At 57.4% G+C, this 25,591-nt stretch carries 12 protein-coding genes; all 12 read right to left on the bottom strand.

What is annotated here, in order from left to right; all coding sequences use genetic code 11:
• Window positions 1–14 precede the first annotated feature (14 nt).
• The 12 genes from ACKQTC_RS00325 to ACKQTC_RS00270 all read right to left on the bottom strand — a co-directional run bounded on the left by ACKQTC_RS00325 (window position 15) and on the right by ACKQTC_RS00270 (window position 25,591).
• On the bottom strand, window positions 15–512 hold the full coding sequence (locus ACKQTC_RS00325) for an NUDIX hydrolase (protein WP_408976462.1): 498 nt from the start codon (window positions 510–512) through the stop codon (window positions 15–17).
• 11 nt (window positions 513–523) lie between these two features.
• On the bottom strand, window positions 524–2,146 hold the full coding sequence (locus tag ACKQTC_RS00320; protein WP_408976461.1) for an ABC transporter ATP-binding protein: 1,623 nt from the start codon (window positions 2,144–2,146) through the stop codon (window positions 524–526).
• Window positions 2,143–2,883: an ABC transporter ATP-binding protein gene (locus ACKQTC_RS00315; protein WP_408976460.1), complete on the bottom strand. Its 741-nt coding sequence runs from the start codon at window positions 2,881–2,883 to the stop codon at window positions 2,143–2,145. Before ACKQTC_RS00315 ends, ACKQTC_RS00320 begins: the two co-directional genes overlap by 4 nt.
• 26 nt (window positions 2,884–2,909) lie before the next feature.
• Window positions 2,910–3,233 carry a YbjQ family protein gene (locus ACKQTC_RS00310; RefSeq protein WP_408976459.1) on the bottom strand — a complete coding sequence of 108 codons (324 nt, stop codon included), beginning with the start codon at window positions 3,231–3,233 and terminating at the stop codon, window positions 2,910–2,912.
• A gap of 136 nt (window positions 3,234–3,369) precedes the next feature.
• A complete protein-coding gene (locus tag ACKQTC_RS00305; protein WP_408976458.1) occupies window positions 3,370–5,091 on the bottom strand; it encodes a hypothetical protein in 1,722 nt (573 codons plus the stop codon).
• Between the two features lie 14 nt (window positions 5,092–5,105).
• A complete protein-coding gene (locus ACKQTC_RS00300) occupies window positions 5,106–6,326 on the bottom strand; it encodes a CynX/NimT family MFS transporter (protein ID WP_408976457.1) in 1,221 nt (406 codons plus the stop codon).
• A gap of 113 nt (window positions 6,327–6,439) precedes the next feature.
• Window positions 6,440–7,480 (bottom strand): ribonucleotide-diphosphate reductase subunit beta, encoded by a 1,041-nt coding sequence (locus tag ACKQTC_RS00295; protein ID WP_408976456.1) that lies wholly within the window; start codon window positions 7,478–7,480, stop codon window positions 6,440–6,442.
• 29 nt (window positions 7,481–7,509) lie between these two features.
• Complete coding sequence (locus tag ACKQTC_RS00290) at window positions 7,510–10,044, bottom strand: ribonucleoside-diphosphate reductase subunit alpha (protein ID WP_408976455.1); 2,535 nt, start codon at window positions 10,042–10,044, stop codon at window positions 7,510–7,512.
• A gap of 181 nt (window positions 10,045–10,225) precedes the next feature.
• The gene (locus ACKQTC_RS00285) at window positions 10,226–11,098 is read right to left on the bottom strand and encodes a copper amine oxidase N-terminal domain-containing protein (protein WP_408976454.1); all 873 of its coding nucleotides are present in this window, start codon (window positions 11,096–11,098) and stop codon (window positions 10,226–10,228) included.
• An 18-nt stretch (window positions 11,099–11,116) separates the two neighbouring features.
• Complete coding sequence (locus ACKQTC_RS00280; protein WP_408976453.1) at window positions 11,117–17,470, bottom strand: S8 family serine peptidase; 6,354 nt, start codon at window positions 17,468–17,470, stop codon at window positions 11,117–11,119.
• 31 nt (window positions 17,471–17,501) lie between these two features.
• Complete coding sequence (locus ACKQTC_RS00275; RefSeq protein ID WP_408976452.1) at window positions 17,502–25,046, bottom strand: S-layer homology domain-containing protein; 7,545 nt, start codon at window positions 25,044–25,046, stop codon at window positions 17,502–17,504.
• On the bottom strand, window positions 25,043–25,591 hold the full coding sequence (locus ACKQTC_RS00270; RefSeq protein WP_408976451.1) for a flavodoxin family protein: 549 nt from the start codon (window positions 25,589–25,591) through the stop codon (window positions 25,043–25,045). Before ACKQTC_RS00270 ends, ACKQTC_RS00275 begins: the two co-directional genes overlap by 4 nt.

Raw genomic sequence — 25,591 nt, 5'->3', positions numbered from 1 at the left:
GCCATCGGGCTTTTTTACTGAAAGAGGCTCTGGACCACCGATACCTTCATCGGCTCGCCATTTAAGGCCGCCTGGACCAGGATATCATCCTTATAGACCAGTTTCATGGAAAAGGCCGGCCCCTCTTCATCCAGGGCCAGGGGCAGAAAGAGCCGGTCGCCGGGCCAGAGGGCCAGGGCCGGGACCTCCTCTTCGGGCACCCAACGGAGGGTCCCCTCATCACAGGGGGTCAGGTCCCGGCTGTCGACCGTCCCCAGGTAGACGTGCATATACTCGGGCGGGGCCTCATCATAGCAGAAGGTGACGATGCCCCGGTAGGCCAGGGTCTCCGGTACCAGGCCGGTTTCTTCCCGGATTTCCCGCCGGGCACACTCATCGGGGCTTTCGCCGGGGAGGAACTTCCCCCCGACCCCGATCCACTTGCCCCGGTTGACATCATGGTCTTTTTTATTCCGGTAGAGCATGAGAACATCATCCTCATACTTGAGATAGCACAAAGTCGTTAGTCCCATAATCGTCCTTTCTAAAACCGAACCGCCTGCCGCCGCACCCGGGCCATCAGCGCCAGGCCCAGGACCAGGAGGGTGATAAAGGCCAGGGTCAGGACCAGGCCCAGGAGGGGCCCCTTAAAGAAGGCCAGGGCCCCCAGGCCAATGACCACCGCCGACACCAGGCCCATACCCAGGAAGATACCGAGGGCCATCAGGGCCCGGGGGACCCGGTTCAGGAGGTCTGTAGCACTCTGCCAGGTCAGGTGGAGGTTGCGCAGGTCGAAGATGATCCAATTGGCCGATATGATGGCATGGAGGAGCCAGTAGACCAGGAGGGCCGGCAGGATGCCCAGCCATAGCTTTAAGGCCAGGCCACCCAGGATAATGGCCAGGGAGGCCAAGAGGCCGGAAATAACCGTGGCGAAGAGCCATTTTTCCCGGATATAGGTTCCCATATCCAGGGGCAGGGTGCAGATATAGCTGAAGTCTCCCCGGTCCATGGAAACGATGTTCCCCGCCAGGGGTACTCCCATGGCATTGGTGACCAGGGCCATGCCAAGGCCGAAGAGGAGGCCGGCTAAAATCCCCATGAGGGGGTCCTCATAAAAGGCGGCCGACAGCTGGTTACCCAGGAAGACCTGGGGGAGAATCAGACAGGCTGGTAGGAGGATTGGTGACAGGAGGGTTTGGCTGACGAGGGTCACGTCATCCAGCCGGCGCCAGTTGTACTGCCAGAGGATCTTCCGCAGGCTCCCGTCGGCTGCCTGTCGGGCCCTGTCTGACCGGACAGCCTGCTTTTTCCCATGCCGGGCTGTTTCAACGGTGAAAACCGTATCGTAGTAGTGGACCGCCAGTCGCCGGTAAACCAGGACCGCCAGGCCGGCAAAGACCAGCAAAATGCCAATAAGGACCGGCCAGTGCCAACGGGACAGGATGAGGCCGGACAGGGGGCCCGGTGAGGATACCAGACCGTTTGCCCCGATGTCGATGACCCCCTGGACCGTCCAAATGGCAAAGACCAGGACCACTACCGCCAGCAGCTGGCCCAGGACATTGACCACCGTCAGGACCTGGCTATTCATCCGGCTGAAGGCAGCGGTCTTGGCCAAGAGCTGGAGGATGAAGATATTCAGGTAGGTGTAGACGAAAAAGACCACCAGAGACCACAGGATTGTCCCCAGGATAAGGGTCGGCCAGCCAAAGCCATTCCGCCAAAAGAAGAGGGCAAAGAAACTGACCACCGGGGCCAGGAAGGCACAACCGGCCAGGCCCACCACAGCCAACCGGGCCAGGAAAAGCTCCTGGGGGTAGACCGGCAGGGGCATATAGGCGGTGGTATCGGCGCTTTCATAGAAAATGTTGTAAAAGGCCGTAAAGCTCTGCATAATCGGAACCAGGGTCATCATAAGGACCAGGAAGTCCAGGTACATGGGCAGGGCGGCAAAGTCCACCGCTGCAAAGAGCAGGGAATAAATCAGGAAAACCGTAATCCCCGGCCAAAGGTAGTTCTTGCGTAAGATCAGGTCGGACAGGGCCTCGGGCCGCTCTTTGAGCTTGGCGGCATGTTTTTGTCGGAGCTTATCGGTCACTGCGGTATTGGTAAAAATCAGGTTAAAGCGGAGGAGTTCTTTGAATAAGGCCGGTCGGAAGGTCATGGGGCATCGGTCCCTTCTTCTGCAGAAGCCACCAGGCGGAGGTAGATATCCTCCAGGCTGTCACCGGGGTGGGCCGCCCGCAGGTCATCCATGGTGCCGACAAAGATTAGCCGGCCATGGCGTAAGATTCCAATCCGGTCGCAGAGCTCTTCAGCCACCGACAGGACGTGGGTGGAAAAAAGGACGGTATGGCCTTCGGCTGTATGCCGGCGCATCATCTCCTTTAAGTTGTAGGCGCTCTGGGGGTCCAGGCCCGTTAGGGGCTCGTCCAGGACCCAGAGGGCCGGCTCCGGCAGGAGGGCCCCGATGACGAAGACCTTCTGCCGCATCCCATGGGAAAAGCCTTCAATGGTCTGGTAACGGGCCTCACCCAGCTCAAAGAGCCGGCAAAGGTCCTCAATCCGCCGGTCCCGGAGGTCATCCGGGACGCCGAAGACCTTGGCGATAAAGGCCCAGTAGACCATGGCGGTCGACTTTAAGAACATATCCGGCGAATCGGGCACATAGCCGATCATCTGCTTGACTTCGTTGCGGTGGCTGGCCAGGTCCAGGCCGCCAACGGTAATCTTGCCCTCGTCCGGGGCAATAATACTGGTCAGGCACTTAATGGTCGTCGACTTCCCGGCCCCATTGTGGCCGATCAGGCCGAAGATTTCCCCATCACGGATATCCAGGGACAGCCGATCCAGGGCCACGGTGGACCCGTAGCGCTTGGTTACTTGATCGAATTGAACCATAAGGTAAGCCTCCCTTCTTAAATCACCTAGCTGAGTTTAACGGCCGTCCCACAGGCCGCCACGGCCAGCATGCTCCCGGTGCCCAGGGTGGTCAGGGAAAAGTCCAGGCCGATGACGGCATCGGCCCCCAGGGCTTCAGCCCGTTTTTCGATTTCTGCTAAAACATCCTCATAGGCACCCTTGAGTTCCTTCTCGTAGCTGGCTGACCGGCCACCGAAAATATCCCGGATACCGGCGGTAATGTCCTTACCGATGTGCATCCCGACAACGGCTTCACCGATGACGGGGCCGAGGACTTCTGTCACGTCCCGGCCAAGACCGGCCGGTAGGGGGGTTGTTAAGATAAGCATAGTGCTTCCTCCTTAAAATGGCGTTGAGCAGGTATTTTCTTAGCTTTATTGTATCACTTACCCAACACAACCACAATATTAAACGCCCTGCCGCTAAAAAAGCGACAGGGCGTTGACTTGGATGGATACCAGAGCTTCAGGCCGCCTTGACGGCCTTTTGCTCAGCTGCTTCGGTCTTTTTATCGACCTTTTTGTCGGTCTTTTCAAGTGTTTCATCTTCAGGGATAAGGCCCCTTTCCAGGCTGGTGACCCGGAGGGCCTGGCCATCGCCGGCTACCTTCAAGGTAACCTCATCACCGGGATGGATAAAGGGCAGTTGTTCTGAAATAGTAGCCTGGGCCATGTAGACGGTGCTATCCCCTTCCAGGAGCATGTAGAAGACGCTATTGCCTTCAATGACCACGCTCTGGATGTCTACCAGCTTGCCGGCCACCGGCTTACTCTTACCGGCACTCCCGGGATCAACCTGGACATTCTGCTGGCTGGCATAGGTCTTGTAGGCTTCCGCCACATTGCTGGAGGTGACCACATGCTGGTAGTTCTCCGCATCGATAAAGGCGTACATCTTGATGAGCCCGGCCTCGTCCTTGAGGGAGAGGAAGTAGGTCGGCCGGTCCCCCATGTTGATCAGGAGGGGGAAGGTGGCCTTGTACTGTTTCTCCTGGACGGCCCCTTCAGCCGACCCCATGGCGGAAAATTCTTCTGCCGAGGCCACGCTGTAAAAGACACATTCCTTGGTCCGCATATTGACCAGGACAAAGCCGATGTTGGAGTCATCGGCACTGACGGAGGTAATCCCGGTGTATAAAAAGACGTCATCCTTCAAGGCCAGGTAGTTATAGCCGTCGGTGGCCCGCAGGACCCCCTTTTGACCGATAATCGAGTTGATAAAGCCCCGTTGGTACTTTCCGTTCCAGTTGATTTGGTTCAGGATCAGGGGGGCCTCGTAGACACAGTCAATCCAGGTGGGAGCATCTTCCACCTTGTAGAGCTTGGATGCCCCGTCCTGGGCATTGGTCACGATGACTTCCTTCACGTCCGGCCCGCCAAAGAGGCCCACGCTCATCCGATAGACCGGGGTAATCCAGTAGGGAACCCCCTTCTCATCCACTTCAAAGTTGGAGTTATAGAAGAGCTTCAAGGGGTATTGGAGACGGAGGTGGCGGGTAATGTGCCGGTTAAAGTGCTCACTCTTGCTATAGCGCAGGGGCTTTTCACTTTTGACCAGATCGGTTTTCCCGTCAATCATATTGACCCGCATATAATAGGGAATCCCCTCCCCGGTATTCATCAGCCACTTGACCAGGCTGGCATACCGCAGGGGCGAAACTCGGACCGGGTCATCCTGGTAGTTGATCTGGGTGTACTGGTCGCTGACGGTGAACTGGCTGACCAGGTCGACCACTTCCCCCATCTTCCGGTTGCCCAGGCGGATGGCCGTATCCCGGTCAACGGTCGGCAGCCGGTCCGGCGGCAACTGCTGGACCTTTTCCGTAAATTCTTCGTTTTCCTTGTCCAGGATATGGGCATACTTGCCGGCGTGGAAAACCTGGGTCGAGCTGACAAAGCCCACGACCACCACCAGGGCCACCCCCATGCCAATCACCAGGAGAACCTGGAAGAGCCGCTTAGAGGGCACCCGGGACTTGATGGTCCGTTCAAAGCCCATGTAGTGAACGGTTTTCTCCACCACCCTGGTCCCCCCGACAAAAAACAGGGCCCCAATGGCAGCCAGAGCAAAGACATAGATCCAAAACTGGGTGGACTGGAGGTGGAGGGGCGGCAGCCAAACATACCAGCTCACCCCAATTAGGGCAATAAAAAGCAGAATTTTAATCGGCAAAGAAAAGTTTTTCATGAATCATCCTCATTTCATTTATCAGTCGGCCCCTGGACAGAGGCCACCAGCCGGTCCCGGCCACCCAGATAACCGGTGAGGGCCACCACCAGGGCGGCAAAGGTCAGGAAGGCCAGGGGCCAGCGCCAATCGCCAAAGCTATCATAGGCCCGGCCAATGGCCACCGGCCCAACCCCGGCCATTAGGTAGCCGGCCGACTGGGCCAGGCCCGACAGGCGGGCAGCCGTCGACACATCCGGGGTCCGGACATTAAAGAGCAGCATCGCGATGGAAATCGTAGTCCCGCTGCCAAAGCCCATGGAAATCATCACTGCAACCAGGAGGGGCATAGAGGCCTGGGGAAAGAAGAACATCACCCCAAAGCCAAAGGCATAGAAAAGGCCGGAGAACATGCCCAAAATACGCTGGTCAGACAAACGTTCAGCAATCATCGGGGTCACAAAAGAGGTAGGAATGCTGAAAAATTGGAACAGGAAGACCAGGAGACCAACCTGTTCAGAGCTGAGCCCCCGGTCCAAGAGCAGGGTCGGCATCCAGGTGATGTAGGAATAAAAAATCATCGACTGGAAGCCCATAAAGGCCATAATGGCCCAAACAATGGGCTCTTTTGCCAGGCTGCCTCCCCCCTTACCCTGCTTGCTTGCCGCCAGGTCGGTTGAAGGCCGTCTGGCAGCCATGGGCTTTTTGGCCAAGAGCAGCCAGATAACCAGGGCCACTAGGCCAAAGGAGACCCAGACCAGCATGGCCGGCCGCCAGGACCAGCCCGGCCGGTTGGCTAAGGGCAGGGTTAGGCCCGCTGCAATACTATTGGCAAAGTTCATCAGGGACAGGTAGGCACTGGTCCAGAGGCCTACCGCCCGGGGGAAGGCATAGCGGACCAAGGGCGGCATGAGGACATTTGCCGCTGTAATCCCCAGGGCTAAAATCCCGGTGCCTAAAAAAAGCATCTGCCAGGCGCCACTGACCCGGACCAGCTGGCCGGTCACGATAAAGGCCAGACCCACTAAGAGGACCCGGTTCATGCCAAAGCGGTCGCTAAAGCCCCCGATAAAGGGCGAGGCCACCGCAAAGACCAGGACCACCAGGGTGGTCAAAAAACCGGCCTGGGCCCCACTCAGGCCCAGGTCCGCCCGGACAATCCCCGTCAGGGCCCCGGAGGCGGTAATCGGCATCCGCATGGACAGGGCGGTGATTAAGATCCCCAGCCCCAATAATACTTTTGTTTTCTTACTCAAATGATCCCTCTTCACTTATTAAATTTCCTGACTAGCCAAGTGGCCATCACTTTATTATACCATAAGATTGCTCAAATAAAAAAAGCCCCGCAGGGGGCTTGGCAACTGCCGGCTTATAGGTCATCCACCAGGGCAGAGGACTTGGCATAGGCCGTGGACCGGGCTTCAAAGAAGTCCGTTTTAATGAGGTTGGCATTGGAGTACTGGCTGACCCAGCTCATAGAGGGCGGCTCGACGTCATAGCCCTCATAGAGCCGGGGCAGGCCCAGGTTGTCGGCCCGTTGGTTGCCCAGGAAACGGATGTAGTCGGTGACCATTTCCCCGGTCAGGCCTTCCACCTCATCCCCGATGACGTATTGGCCCCAGGCGATTTCCTGTTCACAGCCCTCCTTGAGCATGTCATGGTAGAGGGCCTCCTTCTCTTCGGTGAAGAGCTGGGGCTCTTCTTCCCGCAGGGCCTTGATGATGTTGCGGAAGAGCCAGAGGTGGGTGTTCTCATCCCGGTTGATGTAGCGGATTTCCTGGACAGACCCGGGCATCCGGTTATTCCGGCCCAGGTTGTAGAAGAACATAAAGCCGCTGTAGAAGTAAATCCCTTCCAGGATATAGTTGCCCATAACAGCCCGCATGAAGTTGAGGTCATTGGGGTTTTCCTGGAAGTCATTGTAAATGTCCCCGATGAACTGGTTCCGCCGCAGGAGGTGTTCGTCATCCTTCCACTGGTAGAGGATGTCGTTTCTTTCCTGGGGTTCACAGATGGTATCCAGCATATAGGAATAGCTCTGGCTGTGGAGGGCTTCCTGGAAAATCTGGATAGACAGGCAGAGGTTGACCTCATTGGCGGTGATGTAGGCGGTGATATTGGGCAGGTTGGAGGTCTGGACCGAGTCCAGGAAAATCAGGAAGGACAGGATCTTGTCATAGGCCCGCCGTTCTGCCGCCGGCAGGTGGGGGTAGTCCTTGACGTCCTGGGCCAGGTTGATTTCCTCCGGCACCCAGAAGTTATTCATGGCCTGGCGGTACCAGCCGCTGACCCAGTCATACCGCATATTGTTGAAGTCGTTGATATTGGTGGTGCTGCCCCCGATGATCCGCCGGTTGGCCACATTGGTATCCCCGGCCGGATTAAAGATGGGGCGTTTTTCGATTCTCATAAGAGCCTCCTTAAATCATACACACGCGCTTACGAGGAACAGGCCTCGCACTCTTCCACTTCCAGACTCTTGGACCGGATATAGTAAATGGTTTTAACGCCGCATTCCCAAGCCAATATGTAAAGGTTCAGGACCTTACGGAAGGTGTAGTCATTGGTGATGTAGAGGTTCATGCTCTGGGCCTGGTCGATGTGCCGCTGGCGAATACCCGAGGCCTTGACACTGTAGGTCTGGTCCAGCAGGTGGGCACTCTTGTAAAACCAGAAAGTCGCCTCCGATAATTCCGGTGCCACCCGGGGCATGAGCCCGTCTTTTTTCTCTTCCAGGAAAAACCGGTTCATAATCGGGTCTACCCCCGGAGAGGTAGCGGCAATAATGGAGGTGCTGGAGGTGGGCGCAATGGCCATGAGGTAGCCATTCCGCATACCGGTTTGGGCGACCTTGGCCGCCAGGGCCTGCCAGCGGTCGCTGGTGTAGCCCCTCTGGCTAAAGTAGTCGCCGGTCTGCCAGTCACTGCCTTCAAAGTAGCTGTAGGCCCCTTTTTCTTCGGCGATTTTGGCGCTGGCGGCCACAGCTGCGTAGTTGATCCGCTCAAAGACATCATCCACGAAGGACAGGTGGGCCTCACTTTCCCAGGCAATCTGGTGCTTGGCCAGCATATGGTGGTAGCCGCTGACCCCCAGGCCCACCGGCCGGTACTTCCGGTTATTGAGCTTGGCATAGGGCAGGGGGAAGAAGTTGAGGTCAATGATATTATCTAAGGCCCGGACGGCGCTTTCGGTGACGGTCCGCAGAGCGGCGTCATCGTCGACATTGATATGACCCAGGGATAGGCTGGCCAGGTTACAGACGACAAATTCCCCGGGCCGGGTGACGGTCACCACCACGTCTTCCCCGTCGATGGTCTCAATTCGTTGGTCCTGGAGGGAGATGGCGCTCATATTCTGGGCGATTTCCGTACAAAGGTTGGAGCAATAAATCATCCCCTTGTGCTTGTTGGGGTTGGCGGCGTTGACCGTATCCCGGTTAAAGGCGAAGGGGGTCCCGGTTTCCACGCTGCTCTTGATGATCAGGCGGATGATTTCCTTAATGGGCAGGACCCGCTTGGAAATCCGGTGGTCTGCTACGCAGTCCAGGTATTTTTCCCGCCACTCGTCCCCATAAGAGTCTTCCAGGGCATAGCCCTTGACCGATTGGATTTCATGGGGGCACATGAGGTACCAGTCCCCTTCGATGTTGTCCCGGGCCTGTTGCCAGAAGTAATCCGGATAGCAGACCGCTGGGAAGACATCGTGGGCCTTGAGCCGGTCGTCCCCGTTATTGGTCCGGAGACCGAGGAACTCAGGCAGGTCCTTATGCCAGACGTCCAGGTAAACGGCCACCGCTCCCTGGCGGACCCCCAGCTGGTCGACAGCCACAGCGGTGTCATTGGCCAGGCGGATCCAGCGGATCACCCCGCCGGCGGCCCCTTCAAAGCCCCGGATAGAAGACCCCCGGGCCCGGACCTTACCGAAGTAAAGGCCCATGCCGCCGCCAAACTTGGACACCTTGGCGAAGTTGTCAATGGACCGGTAAATCCCGTCCAGGGAGTCCGGCACCGTATCAATAAAGCAGCTGGACAGCTGGTGGTGGGGCTTACGGGCATTGGCCATGGTCGGCGTGGCCATGGTCACCTGGAGCTGGGACAGCATATCGTAAAAGCGACGAACCCAGTCCAGGCGGACGGCCGGCGCTTCATTCATGGCCAGGTGGAGGGCAATCCCTAAGAACATTTCCTGGACGCTTTCCACCGGGTCCCCGCTATGGGTCCGGATGACATACCGTTTAATGAGGAGGTCCAGACCGGAGTAGTTGATGTACTTGTTCCGGCTATTATCGATAAAGCTGTAGGCCTTTTCAATTTCCTCCCGGCTGTACTGCTGGAGGATGTAGCTGCCATAGAGGCCCTGGTCTGTCAGGTACTCCAGCTTTTCATAAAAGGAGTCCACCCCGAAGCCCTTCATCCGTTGGACCAGCTGGCGGTCAAAGTCAATGAAGTAAATCCGGGCAGCAATAAACTCCCAGCGGGGGGCCTCACTGGTAGCCAGCTCTACCGCGGCCTTGGTGAGGAAGTGGAGCCGGTCTGCCAGGGTCATCCCCTCTTTATAAAAGGACCGGAACTTCATATCCAGGTAGTCCAGACCATAGGGCGGGTCCGGGAAGTCCCGTTGGATTTCCTTCAGGGCCTGCTCAAAGCCCTCGATTTCTGCAAAATCTGCTGCAATCCGGTTCCGGACCCGGCGCTTCTGCTTCCGGTCCTCCCGGTAGAGGATAAAACTCTTAACTTCCTTATAATAATTGCGTTCAATTAAAGTCTTTTCGACTAAATCTTGAATATCTTCCACATGTAAGGACTGGCCGGCCCCTTTTTCCTTGAGGAGTTCTTCCTCAATGGCCTGGGTCATGGCGTCCCGGTCTTCATTACTCAGAGGACTATCCACACTGGCAAAGGCCAGCTCAATCACCCGGGAAATCTTTTCCCGGCGATAAGGCTCTACATGGCCCGTTCGTTTCGTTATATTCAAAGTAACCCTCCCACAATATGTATCATACAAATAAGCCGCCAACCAGACTGCCTTAGCGACTCATATTAACTATATACCCCAGCCGCTCATTTTGCACCTTGTTTTTTGTTATCTTTCAAATAAAAGAAAGTCACCCCTTGACAGGGTGACTTCTTCTATGCTTGGTGGACAAGGCTCAAGGCTATTGGATGGCAATGAGGGCAATGTCCCCGGTCTTGCTGTAGTCGACCTGGTTGCCGAAGGCTTCCCCGATAAAGCGGAGGGGGACCAGGGTCCGGCTGTTTTGGATGGAGGCCGGGACGTCCAGGGTCTTCTTGGCCCCATCAACGGTAACCTCGGTCCGGTCAATGGTCAGCTGGATGGTGTGGCCGTCTTTGCTGGCGGTCACTGTCCGCGTGGCATTGTCCCATTGAACATCAGCGCCCAGGGCCTCGAAGATGGCCCGGAGGGGGACCAGGGTCCGGCCGTTTTGGATGACCGGCTGGCTGTCAAAGTTGAGCTTTTGCCCCTTGACAAAGACCTGGATGGGGTCCTGGCCGATGGGTTGGACCTTGCCGGCCCCGGGGGCGGCTGTCTCTTGGACAGCCTTGGCCTGGGCCCAGTCAAAGTGGAGGATGGCGTCCTGTTCACCGGCGCCTGGGGTGCCACCGGCCAGTTGGTCCATGGCATCTACCCAGACAGCCGCCTTGACCTCCCCTTCTTTGGCAGTATCCCGGGAGAAGGACATGGCGGTGTTGTATTCGCCGGTATGGGCGGCGCGAACGGCTTCCACCTTATCGCTGCCCTTGTAAACAAAGAGCTTGGTCAGATTCCCGGTCAGACCCTGGAGGTTAATGGGCCGGAGAAAAATGGTGTAGTCCGTGGTCCCATTGTCCTTAACAGTGGCTTCAGCCGTCGGGTCCAGGGCCGCAGCGGCCATGGAGGTCTTACCGGACCCGTCTGCCTTGTGCAGCTGGACCGGCACTTGGTAGGCGGTGTCGGCGAAGGCCGCTGCCGGGGCGGCCAGGAGGGCCAGACTGAGGGTAAGGGCAGTGATTTGTTTGCTAAGCTTCATTTCTCATTTTCCTTTCTCTTAAGCGTGGGCAGACATGATCTCGGCATAGGCCCAATGGCCGGGCTGGACATCGGTAAAGACCGGTTGAGCCAGCCGGGCCTCTTGGGTGGAAACCTTTAAGACACGGTTGAGAATCGTCACCGCTTCGGCCCGGGTCAGGGGGGCCTCCGGGGCGAACTGGTCGGCAGCTACACCGGTAATCCAACCGGCTTTGACGGCGGCCCCAATGGCGGGGCTTGCCCAATGGGTTGCAGGTACGTCCTGGAACTGCTGGTCGGTGACCGGGGCCAGTTTTTGCCACTTGGCAACCAGGGCCACAAATTCCGCCCGGGTCATCTGCCGGTCACCCCGGAAGGTCCCGTCAGAGTAACCACCCAGGAGCTGGGCCCCTTGCAGGCTGGCAACGGCCTGGGCATACCAGGCGTCAGCCGGTACATCCTTAAAGCTGGGCTGGCCGCCGGCCGGTAGGAGGCGGGCCAGGAGGGCAGCCACTTCAGCCCGGCTCATCGTCGCATCCGGCCGGAAGCTGCCATCCGGATAGCCGGCCATTTTTAAGGCCGACTGGACTTTTGCCGGGCGACTTGCCTGGCTAGGCGTCTGGTCCCTTTTCTTTTCCGGTTCAGTCTTGGCTTGCGCCAGGGGTTTGGTGGCCGGTTTTGGCGGGGCATAGATGGTGCCACCGCCGCCACCGGACCCGCCGGATTGGATCAGGCGTTGGCGGACCAGCTTATCCTTGGCGGCCTCCAGGTCGGCCAGGGCCCGGTCTACGGCGGCCTGGTCGGCATCTGACCGGTTAAAGACGGCCTTGGCGGCCAGGTAGGCATCCAGGTAACGGTCAAAGCTGGCCGGGGTGTACCGGTCAGGATCGATGGTTTGGTAGGCATCCAGGGCTCGCTTGAGGGCCTTTTTATCAACCGTCGGTGCTGCTTCCGGAGCTTTCAGGGCCTTTTCTGCCTGGATCAGGGGGGCCAGCTGCTCATCGCTGACCAAGGCCTTTTGGGCCGCAGTCAGGGCCTGGTAGGCTGCCCGGGCTTGGGCCACCTGCTGACGGTCAGCCTTAGTGATTTTATCGCTGGCCGGCAACTGGCTGACGGCCTTAAGGACCCGGTCAACAGCCTGCCGGTCGACCAGGGCCTGGTAGGCCGCCTGGCAGGCCTTAAAGGCCGCTTCTTCCTTGACCGCTGCCCGGTCTTCTTCTCCTAGTTGGTCATAGGCCTCCTGGACAGCCTTGACCCGGTCCCCATCGGCCAGGGTCACCTGGTCGGCAGCCGGCAGCTGACGGACCATGGCATCCCAAAGGTCAGCCGGACTCGGTGCCGGCGGCTCATCGGCCAGGGGCACCAGGGTCTTGATGGCTCCATCCAGGTCTTGAGTCATGGCCTCGAGGGCCTCGCTAGTGGCCTCAGAGTCTGCCAGGAGGGCCTTGGCGGCCTGGCGTTTTTCAGCAAAGGGCTGCCAGGTCTCCGGGCTATACCCCTCTTCCCGGTACTGGTCTGCCCGGGCCAGAAGGTCGGTCAGGGCCCGGATGGCCTGGCTCCGGTCCGAATCGACAGACTTGGCCTGGAGATGGTCGGCAGCGGCCTTTAATTGGGCCCAGGCCACATCCACCTGCCCCTGGTCGGCTTTGTCATCGGCTAGGACGGCTTTCGCTCTTGCCAGGGCCTGGGCAAAGGGTTCCCAGCTTTCCGGGGTGTAATCCCCTTCTACCCTAGCCTGCCCGCTCTCGACGGCTGCTTTCAGGGCCTCTTTTTGAACAGGTTTTTCTGCCTCATCTGTGGACACCAGCCCTTCCCGGGCCCGGGTAATGGCTTCAACAGCCTCTGCCATGGCTTGGGCATCTGGGAAGCCTTGGTCCAGAAGGTCTTGGGCCCGGTCCAGGGCCTTCTGCAGGTTGGCCCAGCTCTCGGCGGTATAGGCAAATTCATCCAGGTCCGCACAAGCCGCTACGACCTCTTCCAAGGCAGAGGTATCGGCCAGGGCTTTTCCATCCTGGCGGACCAGGTTACCGAGGGCTTGTTCAAGGGCATCCTTGCACAAGTCGATATCCCCTTGGTTTCTTTCACCGTCGCCCTTGGCCAGCATGGCCTTGGCTTCTGTCAGGGGCCCTTCCAGGGCTTGCCAGCTGTCGGCGGTATAGTCTGCCGGGGTCAGGCTGTCACAGCGGTCAACGAGGGCCTGGAGACCAGAAAGGTCATAGTGGGAGGCGCCAAGCTTGCGCAGGTTATTGAGCCCCTCTAAGAGGTTCTTGCAAACCTTATCCACTTCTTCCTGGGTTGTGTCTTCTTTAATCAACACTTGTTCTGCCATGGGCAGGTACATATCAATGTATTTCCAGGGGGTGGGATCCGGCTCATAGGCCTGGCGGTTGGCCGACACTTCCCGGGCCTTTTCAACGGCCTGGCGGAGGGCGGTCCGGTCAATATAACCGGGGGCAAGGCCCTCAATGGGACTCAGGGTCACTTCCAGCTGGGTAGCGGACGGCAGGGCCTTCCACTGGGTCGGTCGACCGATCGTGTAGTGACCATCTTCCATCAGGGTCAGGGAGAGGTCTGAAGGCACGAAGCTCAAGCGGACCTCTTTTTCACTTTCGCCGGCAGCAAAATCAATCCGCTGCTCGGTCTTCATCAGGTCCTGGCCAACCATCTTCAAGGTAAAGGAACCTTCATACCCCTTCCGTTTAATGGTTACAGGCAGGGTCTTGACCTTTTTCTCGCTGATTTTCAGGGTCTTGGTCACCCCGCGGCTACCCCGGACTTCGAATGTTTCCCCATCCGGGACCAGGGCCATGTACTTATCATCCAAGCCGTTCAGGCTAATCCGGTAGCGTCCTTCGGGCAGGCCAATCCGGTACTGGGTGCTGTTGATGGCCCGGGGCTCGAAGGTCCGGTCGTGGTCAAGGTCTTCAATGACCAGGCTGACTGCCGACGGGGTGGCGTTATCCACATCAATGATGACATCGTTGGTTTTGACCGCTTCAAAGGCAACGGTCAGGGTCTTTTGCAGGTCCGCCTCTGTGATTTCAAAGGGAATCTGCGCGCTGCCAATCAAGCGGTACTGGGCGTCAATGTCTGTGATGACCAGGATATGCTGGCCCACAGGGAGGTTTTGGGTGTCTTCCGGCTGCCCGTCCGGGGTCTGGACCTGCCACTTGAAGGCACCTTGGGGGAGGGCCTTGTCGCCGGCGGTCCCGTTGACGATCAGGCTCCGTTCATTCCCGGTCCGGCCGGCCTTATCCAGGGGCATCTTGACGGTGTTATAGGCATGGTCGCGCACGACCACTTCCGCCTTGTCTTGGTCCAGCCCGGCCAGGTCAAAGACATAGGCATTGCCGTCTTTTTCCGGCAGTAAGGTCTTGTCGCCGACTTGGATGTAGACATCCCGGAGGCCGGACCCGTCTTCAACCACCTCGCTAATGGTGTAGCGGGTCCTGTCTGCATTGAAGGCGGCCTTGGTCACCCGGGGGTAGACCCGGTCAAGGATCAGGGGGAAGTGAAGGGTCTGGCCGGGGCCATTCAGGTCCATCCCCTCGCCCCAGGTTTGAACCGCCAGGTCATAGCGACCATCGGGCAGGGACCCACCCATGCCATCGGTCCCGTCCCAGGCCCAGTGGTCTTTGCTGGTGGTCATATTTTGGGCCGGCATAAAGCCCATATTTGGATGGATGAAAAAGTTCTTGACCCCGCGGTCATCGAGGTTCTTCATCTGCCGGATGACCCGACCATCGGCATCCCCTTCCCGAACGGTCAGCTCAAGACCGGTAAAGTTCCGCAGGAAAGTCCCGTAGAAGTAGGCCTTTTCTGCAGCTCCGTCACCATTCGGTGAAAAGGCAATTTTTTCCCGGTCAAAGCGGGGGTTGGCCTTGCTGGACCCGGCTAGCTGGCCTAAAACAACATCTTCGTTACCAATCTTGGCCCCGATATGGGTATAAAAGGCATCCTTTTCCTCTCCCATATCATAGTAGTAGGGGCGTTTGGCCGTTTCGGCCAGGTCATAGATAGAGGGTTCTAAGATATTCAGGTCCCTATAGCTGCCGTGGAAGCCCACGAAGGGGGCGCCCAGGCTAGGCTGGGACGGGTCGCTGCTTTCGGCAAAGACAAAGCCTTCCAGGAAGTAGCCATTGGCCATTTCCGCCGGCAGGTCAATATCTTCAGGCACAGCCAGGCTAATCGTTAGCTGGGCTTGGCCACCGGCTGCTACCGTCACCTCTTCCTTCTCACTGGCCGCTAAGAAGCGGGGGGTCAGGACCATTTTCCCGTCCTTGACGCTGTCCGTATTGAGGACCCCGTAGACCCGGTAGGTCAGCGGCTTGGTCCCATAATTACGGATGGTAAAGGGAACGGTCACGTCATTGGTCTTGAGGTCGGTACCGATATTGATGGAGCTAACCCCACCGGTCCCTTCAATCACCGCGTCCGCCTCCAGGGCCCGGTTCACCTGCATGAGGCCGGCCCCCTGCTGACGGGGTGAGGTGTAGGCATTGGTTTCTGTAGACTTATGAGGGGCTGCGGTACTCATCAGCAGGTTTTTCACCAACTGGTACTTGGCTGCCCCCTTCACATCGGGGAAGTCTTTCTCCACCCGTTGCTTGACCAGGGCCAGGCCGCCGGCTACGTGGGGAGCGGCCATGGAAGTCCCATCCATGTTGCCGTACTGGCTGTCATTGTAGGCGGAGAAAATCCCACCGCCGGGGGCGGAAATATCCGGTTTCAGGTTCCCGGCCGGGGTCATCCCCCAGCTGGAGAAATCGGATAATTCGCCACCGCCGGGCTGGTCGGCAAAGACGAAGTCCTGGTCAAAGCAGACCAGGGCCTTGCCGGCGGTCTCGCGGATTTTTTCCTGGAGGTAGAGGCCATCCATATTGTTGATGAGGACAGCCGGAATCTTCGTGCCCGGGGCCTCGATAATAAAGAGGGGGGCATTGACTTCATTGTCAAAGATGATAACCCCGGCATAGCCGGCTTTTTCTGCATTGTTGATTTTGGCACTGAAGTCGAACTGTTCATTCGGAGCGGCCGATCCCCGTTGGACCAGGGCATAGGTCCCCGGTGCCGGCTTGGCCGGGAATTCTTCGGTGTGGCCATAACCGGCATCGACGATGGGGATATGGCCGGTGGCCAGTTTCCCTACGGCATTGGGCTGGTAGTGGAGGGTGCGGGCGTCATTGACAATCCGCAAGCCCTTACTGGCCACCTGCATATTTTGCACAGAGGCCACTGCCATAGAATAGGGCGCAACGGCCGGGTCAGCCAGGAGGCCGTAGTCCGGGTTATCGGCGCTGGGGAGCTGGTCTTTACCGGCGTCCTTGCCGTAAAAGCCGTTGTTGCCGGCGGCAATGGAGACCACAATCCCCATCCGTTGGGCATTTTGCAGGGCTTCGGTGGTGACCGGGGCCACATTGCTTTCGGCGCCGGCCGGGGACCCGATACTGATGTTGACCGAGTCCACGTCCATTTTAATGGCGTCTTCCAGGGCCTTGGTGTAGAGTTCGGCATTGGTCCCATTCCCAAAGAGGCCCCCACCGAAGACCCGCATGATAGCCAGCTGGGCTTCCGGGGCAATCCCCCTGAGCTTGTCGCTGTTGCCGGCAATAATCCCGGCCACGTGCATGCCGTGGCTCATGTCTACCCCGTCTTCTTTAATCCCGGTGCTCCGGTTGGCGTAGTTGTAGCCAAAGGGGATCTTGGAGCTGAAATAGGCCCCGTTTGCCAATTTATTCTTTTGAATGCAGGCCTGAACCTCCTGGGCATTTTTAAAATGGGCCGTAGAGGCATTGACCGGGCTCATGGCTTCATGGTTGGGGTCACAGCCGGAGTCGATGACGGCGATCAGGGCCCCTTCGCCATTGTAATCGTTGGCCTGGGCCTGGTCGGCACCGACCATCTTATTACTGGATAGGTCCTGTCGCTGGGCCATCTGGGGCCGGCTGAGGGTCGGCGCCTGTCTGAGCAGGGAGGCCTCTACCCAGTTGACCCCTTCAAGGGCGGCAACCTTCCGGGCATCGCCCACCTTGACTTCCAGGGCAACCCCGGTAAAGGCCATGTCATAGGTTTCCTGAACCTTGTAGGCAATACCGGCCCGGTCCAAACGGGCAAAGAGGTCTTCCCGGGCTGCCTGGGCATACGCCATTTGTGGTGCCATCTGGTCCGGTTCGGTTCGCCTTTCGACAGGGACACTGGTCTGCCCCCGGTGGGACTGGTCTTCATTCAGGGCAACCAGGAGGGTAATGGTATCGCCCTTTTTAAAGTGACCGTCCAGTTGTTCATTTAAGGCTGTAACTGCCGGATCTTCCGCCCTTGCCGCTGCCGGTGGCATCGGCATCGCCGAGGCCACCAAAGCAGCTGCAAGCAGAAAACTTGTCAGTTTTTTTCTCATACCTTCTCCTTCATAAAGCAATCTGCCACCCCTAGGCACGGGCAGCCTTTTGAATCTCTCCATAGGCCCAGTGCCCCGGTGTTAAGTCTGTAAAGGCGCGGCCGGTAGTCGTTCCGGTATAGCCAAAGGCCCGGTTGACCATGGCCACCATTTCTGCCCGGCTGACCCCCTGGTCCGGCTTAAAGCTGCCGTCCGGGTAACCGGCCACAATCCCTGCTTTTTGGGCCCCGCCAATGGCCTGGTAGGCCCAGTGCCCGGCGGTCAGGTCTGTGTATTGAGCGGCCTGGGGTGCCAGGCCCTTCATCCGACCGATGAGGGCGATCATCTCTGCCCGAGTCATGGTCTTGTCCGGTCTGGCGGTCCCATCCTCATAGCCGGATAAGAGGCCGGCGCCGATGAGGGTCCGCAGGCTGTCGGTATACCAGCTGTCAGCCAGGGCATCCTTGGGCAGCTGGTTGGCCTTTTGCTGGGTCAGGACAAATTGAGCCAGCATGGCGGCTGCTTCTGCCCGGTTGACCAACTGGTCGGGGCGGAAGGTCCCGTTGGGATAGCCGCTGATGTAACCACCCTTAGGTTGGGTCAGGCTGAAGGCCTTGGCCGCCGGCTGGGTCGGTTGGTTGGTCGGCGGCTGGTCAGCCTTCTTCTGGCCGGCCGTTTTCAGGTCGCTGATGGCCTGAATCAAGGCTTGCTTAGCCTTGTCTTCTTCTTTTTCCGACTGAGCGGCCTTGGCCTCTTCTACGGCGGCCTTGAGGGCCTTCAAGTCCTTATCTGCGTACTTGGGATCCTTGATAAGTCCCTCGGCTTCTGCCACCAAGGCTTTGAGGTCCTTATCTTTTAGAGCTTCCTTGTCCTGGTCGGCTGCCGGGTCCACTTGGTTGGGGCCGGCCACCGGCGGCTTGGTCTTGCCGGACCAGTCCAGAACCAGGATGGCATCCTGGCTGACGCCGGCCATCATGTCTACATTAAAGGTTAATTTCAGTTCCTTTTCTTTCTGGCTGGGCCGGGTAAAGCGGAAGCCATAGGCATAGGTGCTGTCGCGGCCGGCTACAGCCTCTGCTGTTTCCCCATCAACGCTAACGCTGGTGATGTGGCCTTCCAGCCCTTGGAGGGTCATGGTCTTAAAGTAGAGGGTGTAGGTCGCTTCATCTCCCTTTTCAACCACGTCCACTTCCGGATAAAAGGCCCGGTTGGCCATAGAGGCCTGGTCTTTGCTGGCATGGCGGATAAAAGCCTTCACCTTTAAGGACCGCTCTTCCGGCGCCGGTTTTGAAGCGACAACCAGCCCTTTAACTGCCCGGTTCAGGCTCTGACGGGCAGCATCCATGGCAGCGGTGTCTTGATCCAGGGTGGCCTTGGCTGCTGCCAGGGCCTCTTTAAGGGCCTGCTTGCTGGCATCAGTATAATTCTTACCATCAGCCAGTTTCGCTTCCGCCTGGGCGATGGCCTTTTCTAGGTCAGCTTTGGCTTTGACCTTATCCTGGTCAATAACCGGTTTTTCTTTCAGGCTGCTGACGGCCTTATTTAAGGCGCTGGCGGCGGCCTTCATGGCGGCGGTGTCCTTGTTCAGGGTGGCCTTGGCTGCTGCCAGGGCCTCTTTAAGGGCCTGCTTGCTGGCATCGGTATAATTCTTACCATCAGCCAGTTTCGCTTCCGCCTGGGCGATGGCCTTTTCTAGGTCAGCTTTGGCTTTGACCTTATCCTGGTCAATAACCGGTTTTTCTTTCAGGCTGCTGACGGCCTTATTTAAGGCGCTGCTGGCGGCCTTCAGGGCGGCGGTGTCCTTGTCCAGGGTGGCCTTGGCAGTGGCCAGGGCTTTCTCAACGGCCTGCTTACTGGCATCGGTGTAGGTCTTACCGTCAGCCAGTTTCGCTTCCGCTTGGGCGATGGCCTTTTCTAGGGCCGCCTTGGCTGCGACCTTTTCCTGGTCAACGGCCGGTTCATCGCCGGGCCAGTTGAGAACTACCCGCATGTTGGCTTCTCCGTCTCCACCCATGGCCTTCATCATGTCTACGACGACGGCTAGGCCGATGGTGGTCGGTTTGTCCTTGGTCATCACCCGGATGGTCTTAGGATAGCTCTTGCCGGCGTCTGTGTAGCTATCGACAACGGTAACGGGTTTGCGCAATTCTTTGGCCTTTTTAGAGGTCATGTCGGCCAGGTTGTCATAGACAAAGGCCTCTTCCAGGTGACCTTTTAAGGGCCCAACGGACATGGGCTTAAAGGTGATGTCCACCTGCCAACCGTCCTCGACTTGGGTCACTTGGGCTTCCGGTTCAACTGCCCCGGAGGCCATAGAAGGCACGTCTTCATCTGCCTTGAAGACTTGAATGGGCACTTGTTGCCCTGTTGGCTTCTCTTTCAGCTGAGCCACGGCCTGGTCTAAGTCACCGGTGGCCGCCTTCATGGCGGCGGTGTCCTTGTTCAGGGCGGCCTTGGCCTTGGTCAGGGCTTTCTCAACAGCCTGCTTGCTAGCATCGGTGTAGGTCTTCCCGTCAGCCAGTTTCGCTTCCGCTTGGGCGATGGCCTTTTCTAGGGCCGCCTTGGCAACCGTTTTTTCTTGATCTACCGGGGACCATTTCGTAGCTTGGGCCTGGTCCCAATTGAGGACCAGGCGGACATTCGCGTCCGTCGTGTTTTTACCATTCGGTTCACCTATGGTGAAGTAAACCGTCCCGTAGTAAAGGTCCTGGGGTTTTTCCTGACTCATGAAGGTCACTGCGGTCAGGCCCTTGGCGTCTTTCTTGATATTGGTCAAGGGGAGGGCCCGGACCTTACCCAGGGTCTGGTCATCTACCGTTTCATACAGGTCCAGATCCTGCATATAGCCGGTAAGACCACCCATACTGAGGGGTTTAAAGGTAATGGTGGTGGCGTAACCGTCAGCGGTTTTTACCACTTCAACCGCTTTGGAGAAAACATTGGCGGCCATGGAAGGCATCTTGCCCTTTTCCTTTAAGACCTGGATGGGTACGGTCCAGGCGCTTGCCGCTTCAGGCTGGGGTGCCGGTTCTTCCCCGGCAGCGGTGGCCTCTACAGAATAGCGGAGGCTCTCGGTATAGGCGGCGGTCCCGGTCTTGCTGGTTAAAATCCGGGTTAACCGGTAGTGGTCACCGGCCTTCATGTCGGGATCGGCAAAGGTGAAGGTCCGGTCGTCAACCGGGTCGACATCACTGACCTGGCCGTTGTGGCCTTCATTGCTCAGAAGGGCGTTGCTGATTTCCCGGTAGCTGTCGCCGTCCTGTTTTTCAATAATGGTACGGATTTGCCAGTCCATGCCCATCTTATTTAAGATTTGGGCAATGCCCAGGTGGTCATTGATGGTGGTGATGTGGTGTTTCTTGTAGAGTTTATTCTTGACGAAGGCCAGGTAGCTGGCCGGATCTAGGAAGCTGCCCCAATCCCGGACATCCTTAAACTTCCACAGGGCCATTTGCAGCATATCCAGGTCTTGCTGGAGGGTTAAGGTCCCGGCTTCAGCTGTTAAGGTCGGGGCTAGGGCCGTCATCTGAGGGTAGTAGAAGTTTTCCATCCCATCCCCAATGGTGATGCCCAGGCGCTGGAGTTTGGCCGCTTCTTCTGGACTAAGGGTTGCCGGCAGGTAGTTCCGGCTGACGTCAAACTTGTTAAACTTAGCCCCCTGGTCCAGCATCTTATCGAAGGGAATGGCCGTTAGAAGGTTCCCGCTGACATCCAGATTAGGGTACTTATTCTGCAGGCCGGAAGAATTACGGGCCATCCGGAGCCAGAAGGATTCATCAAGGGCCTTGATGGCGTTGTTGCTCAGGTTGACCTTATAGAGGTTTCTGAGCTTATCCATGCCCTGGGGCAGGCCGGTCAATCGGTTGTTTTCCAGGTTCAGTTCGGCCAGCCGGGCTAGCCTGCTGATGGAATGCGGCAGCTGGGCCAGGCGGTTATCGCCCAGTTGGAGTTCTTCTAACCGCTTCATCTGCCCGAAGGTTTCTTCGTCGATGTCGGTCAGCCCATTGCCGCTGGCATAGAGTTTTTGCAGCTTGCTGTTATTGGCCAGAAGCCCCTTGGGCAGGCTGGTGATCCGGTTTCTGGAGATAGCCAGTTCCAGGAGGCCCGGGTTATTGGCAAAGAGGGTCGGGTCTAAGGCGATCAGGCCATTGCCTTCCATCCAGAGGGTGTGCAGCTTGGTGTTTTTAGCAAAGGCATCCTTGGGCAGGCTGGTTAACTTGTTCCCACTCAAGCTGAGATGGCCAAGGCCGGTCATCTTGTCAAAGAAACCGTCCGGCAGGGATTCAATCCCGTTGGCATCCAGGTAGAGTTCCGTCACCCCGGGGCCCAGGTCTTTAAGGATGGAGACATCCGGGGTCGGACCGATTTTTTCATTGCTCAGGTCCAGTTTGCCCTTGGCCTTCTGCAATTCTTCTTTAGAGATCTTGCCGTCGCCATTGGTATCCACCCGTTGGTCGATGAGTTTAAGGCGGAGGTTCTCGTCATTCTTGGCCTGGTCAATGGCCGGTTTGTCTGCAAGGTCAAAGCCCTTCCAGCCCTTAAGGACCGGGGTTTTAAAGGCCAGCTTGGCCTTGGTGTACTTGTCAAAGTGGCCTTTATCGGAGTCCTGCCCACCCATCATTTTATTCAGGATGGCCAGGTCATAGACCTGGTCCAGGCCATCGACGGGGACGGTATAGGTCTTCCGGCCCTCTTCGGCCTTGCCGTAAACGGCGTCCTGGGCGGCAACAAAGCTCCCTTCTTGGCTAATGGCAAAATCTATGAGCAGCTGGGCATTGGAGGTCATTAAGAAGGTGACCGTCTTCTTGCCTTTTTCAACAGTCAGCTTGGCCTTCTGGTCTAGGAAGCCCGCCAACATACTGGCACTGCCGTCCGGCTTGGTAACATCAAAGGAAAGGGTATAGTCACCATCCGGCAACCGGTCGGTTAAGTCGTATTCATTTTTAGCATCAGGGTCTCCTGCGCCAACGCCGTTATCCCAGCTGCTGCCATCCGCGAAGGTGACCTTGATAGAGGCCGGAGACTGCTTGGCATAGGCTTCATAGAAGGCGGTATTGACGCTGTAGACTTCATAGCCCTCTACCATCCCATTGGTGTAGCCAACGGCCTGGTCCTGGAAGGTCTCACCGTTGACCAGCCAGCTGGCCTTGGATAATTCCTGGCCCAGGGCATTTTTTTCTTCATTGGAAAGCTTCTTGGCGACCTCGCTTTGGAGGACGATACTGTCTACCTTCTGCTGCCAGTCCATTTTTTCCTGGATGCCGGTAATAGCCAGTTTGTCCGCTGTGGTCTTAGCTACTTCTTCATAGTTTTGCCAGTGGCTGCCGTCTGCAAAGGTGACCTTAATCTTAGCCCTATCACCGGCGGCCTCCCAGGCCTTTTTCAACTGCGGGCCAATTTCATCAAATTCATTAATTTCAATCGCTTCAAACCCGGTGGTAGCCGTAAGGCCGGTGAAGTCTTGGCCATTTAAGGTCAGGGTCGCCTCTTTAAAGGCCTTTTCTATGGCTTCTCGGCTTTCTTTATCATTGGGTTTCTTATAGTTTTTCAGGTAAATCCGCATGTACTTGCTGTCGCCCCAAGAGGCCTTTTCCAGGGCCACCCGTTCAATGGGGTAGGTCTCAGCCAGTTTGCCCTTGGGCTGGTCCGGCTTAGCGGTTTCCTTTTTCCCGCTGGCCAGGGCATAGGTGGAGAAGTGGTCAGCAGAAAAGTTCACTCGGTTATTTGTTACCTTAATGGGGTCGACTTTCTCAGCCTGGCCTTCTTTGTTGATATGGTAGACCACCAGGGTCTTGGGGTCATGGGTCCCGAGGGGCAGGCTGACTGATACCGGTTTTTTCGGCTGGACTTCTTTATTGCCTGAACTGAAGGAAATATCAAAGGCGGTGACCAGGGCCTTGTCGGCAACGGCCTTGGCATAGGCACTGGACCCGTCCAGCACTTCTTTGGCGGTCTTGGCTACCACAGAGAGGCTGACATCTTTCGGCAGGGCGCCGGCCGGGGCCGTCACCTGGACTTCTCCGTCATCATCCTCCAGGCTTTGATCTTCTGTTGAAAGCTCAGGCGCTTTGGGTTTTTCCGGTTTTTTCGGTCCCTTGGGGTCCTCAACCGGGGTGATGGCCTGGCTGATGGTCGACTGGGTCCCGTCCTTCCAGAAGAAGGTCAGGTCCAGCTTGTCTTTCCCGTAAAGGGGGGTGATGACCGCCTGGGCATTACAGATGAGCCCCTTATAGGACGCAGTCCATAGGTCCGGGTTTCGGTAGCTTTTACCATTAACGGTGAAGGTCTGCATATCCCGGATCACCTCTTTGGCTTTCGCTTCGTTTCCAAAGCCCTTAAAGCTAACGGTGATTTCCGGATCGCCCCAGCCCTTTTCAAACTTGGCCACATCAAAGATGTACTTTTGAGAGACCTCGCCGGTAGACGGGTTAGAGGGCTCATCCTTGATGGTCGGCTTATCTTTCAGGTATTGGGCTAAGTCTTTCGGTTTTTGGGGCGGTTGATAACCGGCATCGATATGGGTGATGGTGTTGCCGTCCTTGAAGACGATGACCATCTTGTGGGGTTCGCCGTTAAAGACCCGGCCATAGGTGGCAAAGGCTAAAACGTCATTTTGCAGGGTCACATCCCCGGGGATTTCTTGCCGGTCAGCAATGTGTTGGTCATCGATGAAAACGCAACGGATATTTTTAATATAGTGGTCATACCATTGGTTCTGGGGCAGGTCACTTTCCATCTTGGCCCCGTTCCAATTGTTGGCGGCCTGTTCAAATTTGACAAATCCCCAGCCGGCAGCCATGCCGCCGGTATTTTGGTCAAGGGCCTGAGCCGGGGCCGGCTCCTCTTTGCCTTCCGGGGCCACATAGCCCGGGTCTTCATACTTTAATTCACTGCCGTCGGCAAAGGTCATAATGACCTGGTGGTCATTTCTCCCTTTGAAGTGGGCCACGGCTATTTTCCCGTCCGGCGTTTGGTCATACATGGATAGGACCGTATTTTTCAGGAAGAAACTCTGACGGCCATCCTGGGAGTCTTCGGCGTTAAAGGTTTTACCGTCAATGGTCATGCTCTTTAAACCGTGCTTGATGAGGGTATAGATGCCCGCATTCCCCGTTGTATTGTAGTCATGGGTCAGGCGGATAGAAACACAGTCGCTGGTTTTCAGATCATCGCCAGCCTGGGCCAGGGTCACCCCATCAATGCTTAGGCCATCAGTCATTTTTTGAATGGTCGGATGGGGGTAGGTCTGGCTGTAGGCGGTGTATTGGCCGGCTAAGATTCTAACCGTATTCTCCGGCAGGACGAAGTTATGGTTGCTGATGATCAGCCGGTCCTCCTCTCTGACAAAGGAGTAGTTTTGATTGGCTTCCTTATAATGTTCACCATTGATTTCGACATCGCCAACATCTGCCAACCAGGCCTTTTGTTCTGCGGTTAGCGGCTCGTTGGCAAAACCAATTTCCAGTTCACCGGATTTGGTTGAAAAGACCACATCACTTGGCGGGGCTAGCCGGTCGCCGGCAGCCCGGGCAGGTAGGCTGGGCAGCATGCTGAGGAGCATGCAAAGGGTCAGTAAGATCGCTATGGCACGTTTCACTGTAAGTCTCCTTTCTGATCGAGCCACCCTTGGATGGCTTCACGAAATACCTGTACACCTGCCTGGTACTCTTCTTCAGTCGGCATCCGGGATTGTTCACCGGCTTCGACCATTTGTTGCTTGATGCTTTCTCCATTCTCACCTAAAAGATGGGCCGGCATCTGCCGGACCCGGTCGAGCAGCTTAGCTTCAACGACACCGGGCAGGACAGCCATGCCTAGGGCTGTCCCATGGCTGGCCAGGAGACTGGCCAGATTTTCCTTGACCCGGTCGCCATGGGGGCTTTCCGGCAGGGCCCCCATGGTCACAAAAATACCCAGGGGCAGGTCTGCCGGCAGGTCCTCTATCCAAGCCTTGGCCGCCTTATCCGGCCAGGCCCGGTCAATCCAGCCGCCGGCCAGGATGCAATCATAGCCGGAGGCATCTGCCCCCTTCTTGATATCTGCCAGGGTCCAGTCACCTAGGTCCGCCAGGCCGGCAGCCAGACGGTCGGCCAGCTTGGCCGTATTCCCGGTCAGGGATGAGTAAGCAATGAGTCCTTTCAT

Origin of the sequence: Peptococcus simiae, assembly GCF_046097595.1 — a bacterium.
Lineage (GTDB): Bacteria > Bacillota > Peptococcia > Peptococcales > Peptococcaceae > Peptococcus > Peptococcus simiae.
The sequence above is the reverse complement of the archived record's forward strand: the minus strand, read 5'-3'. Positions and strand labels throughout refer to the sequence as shown.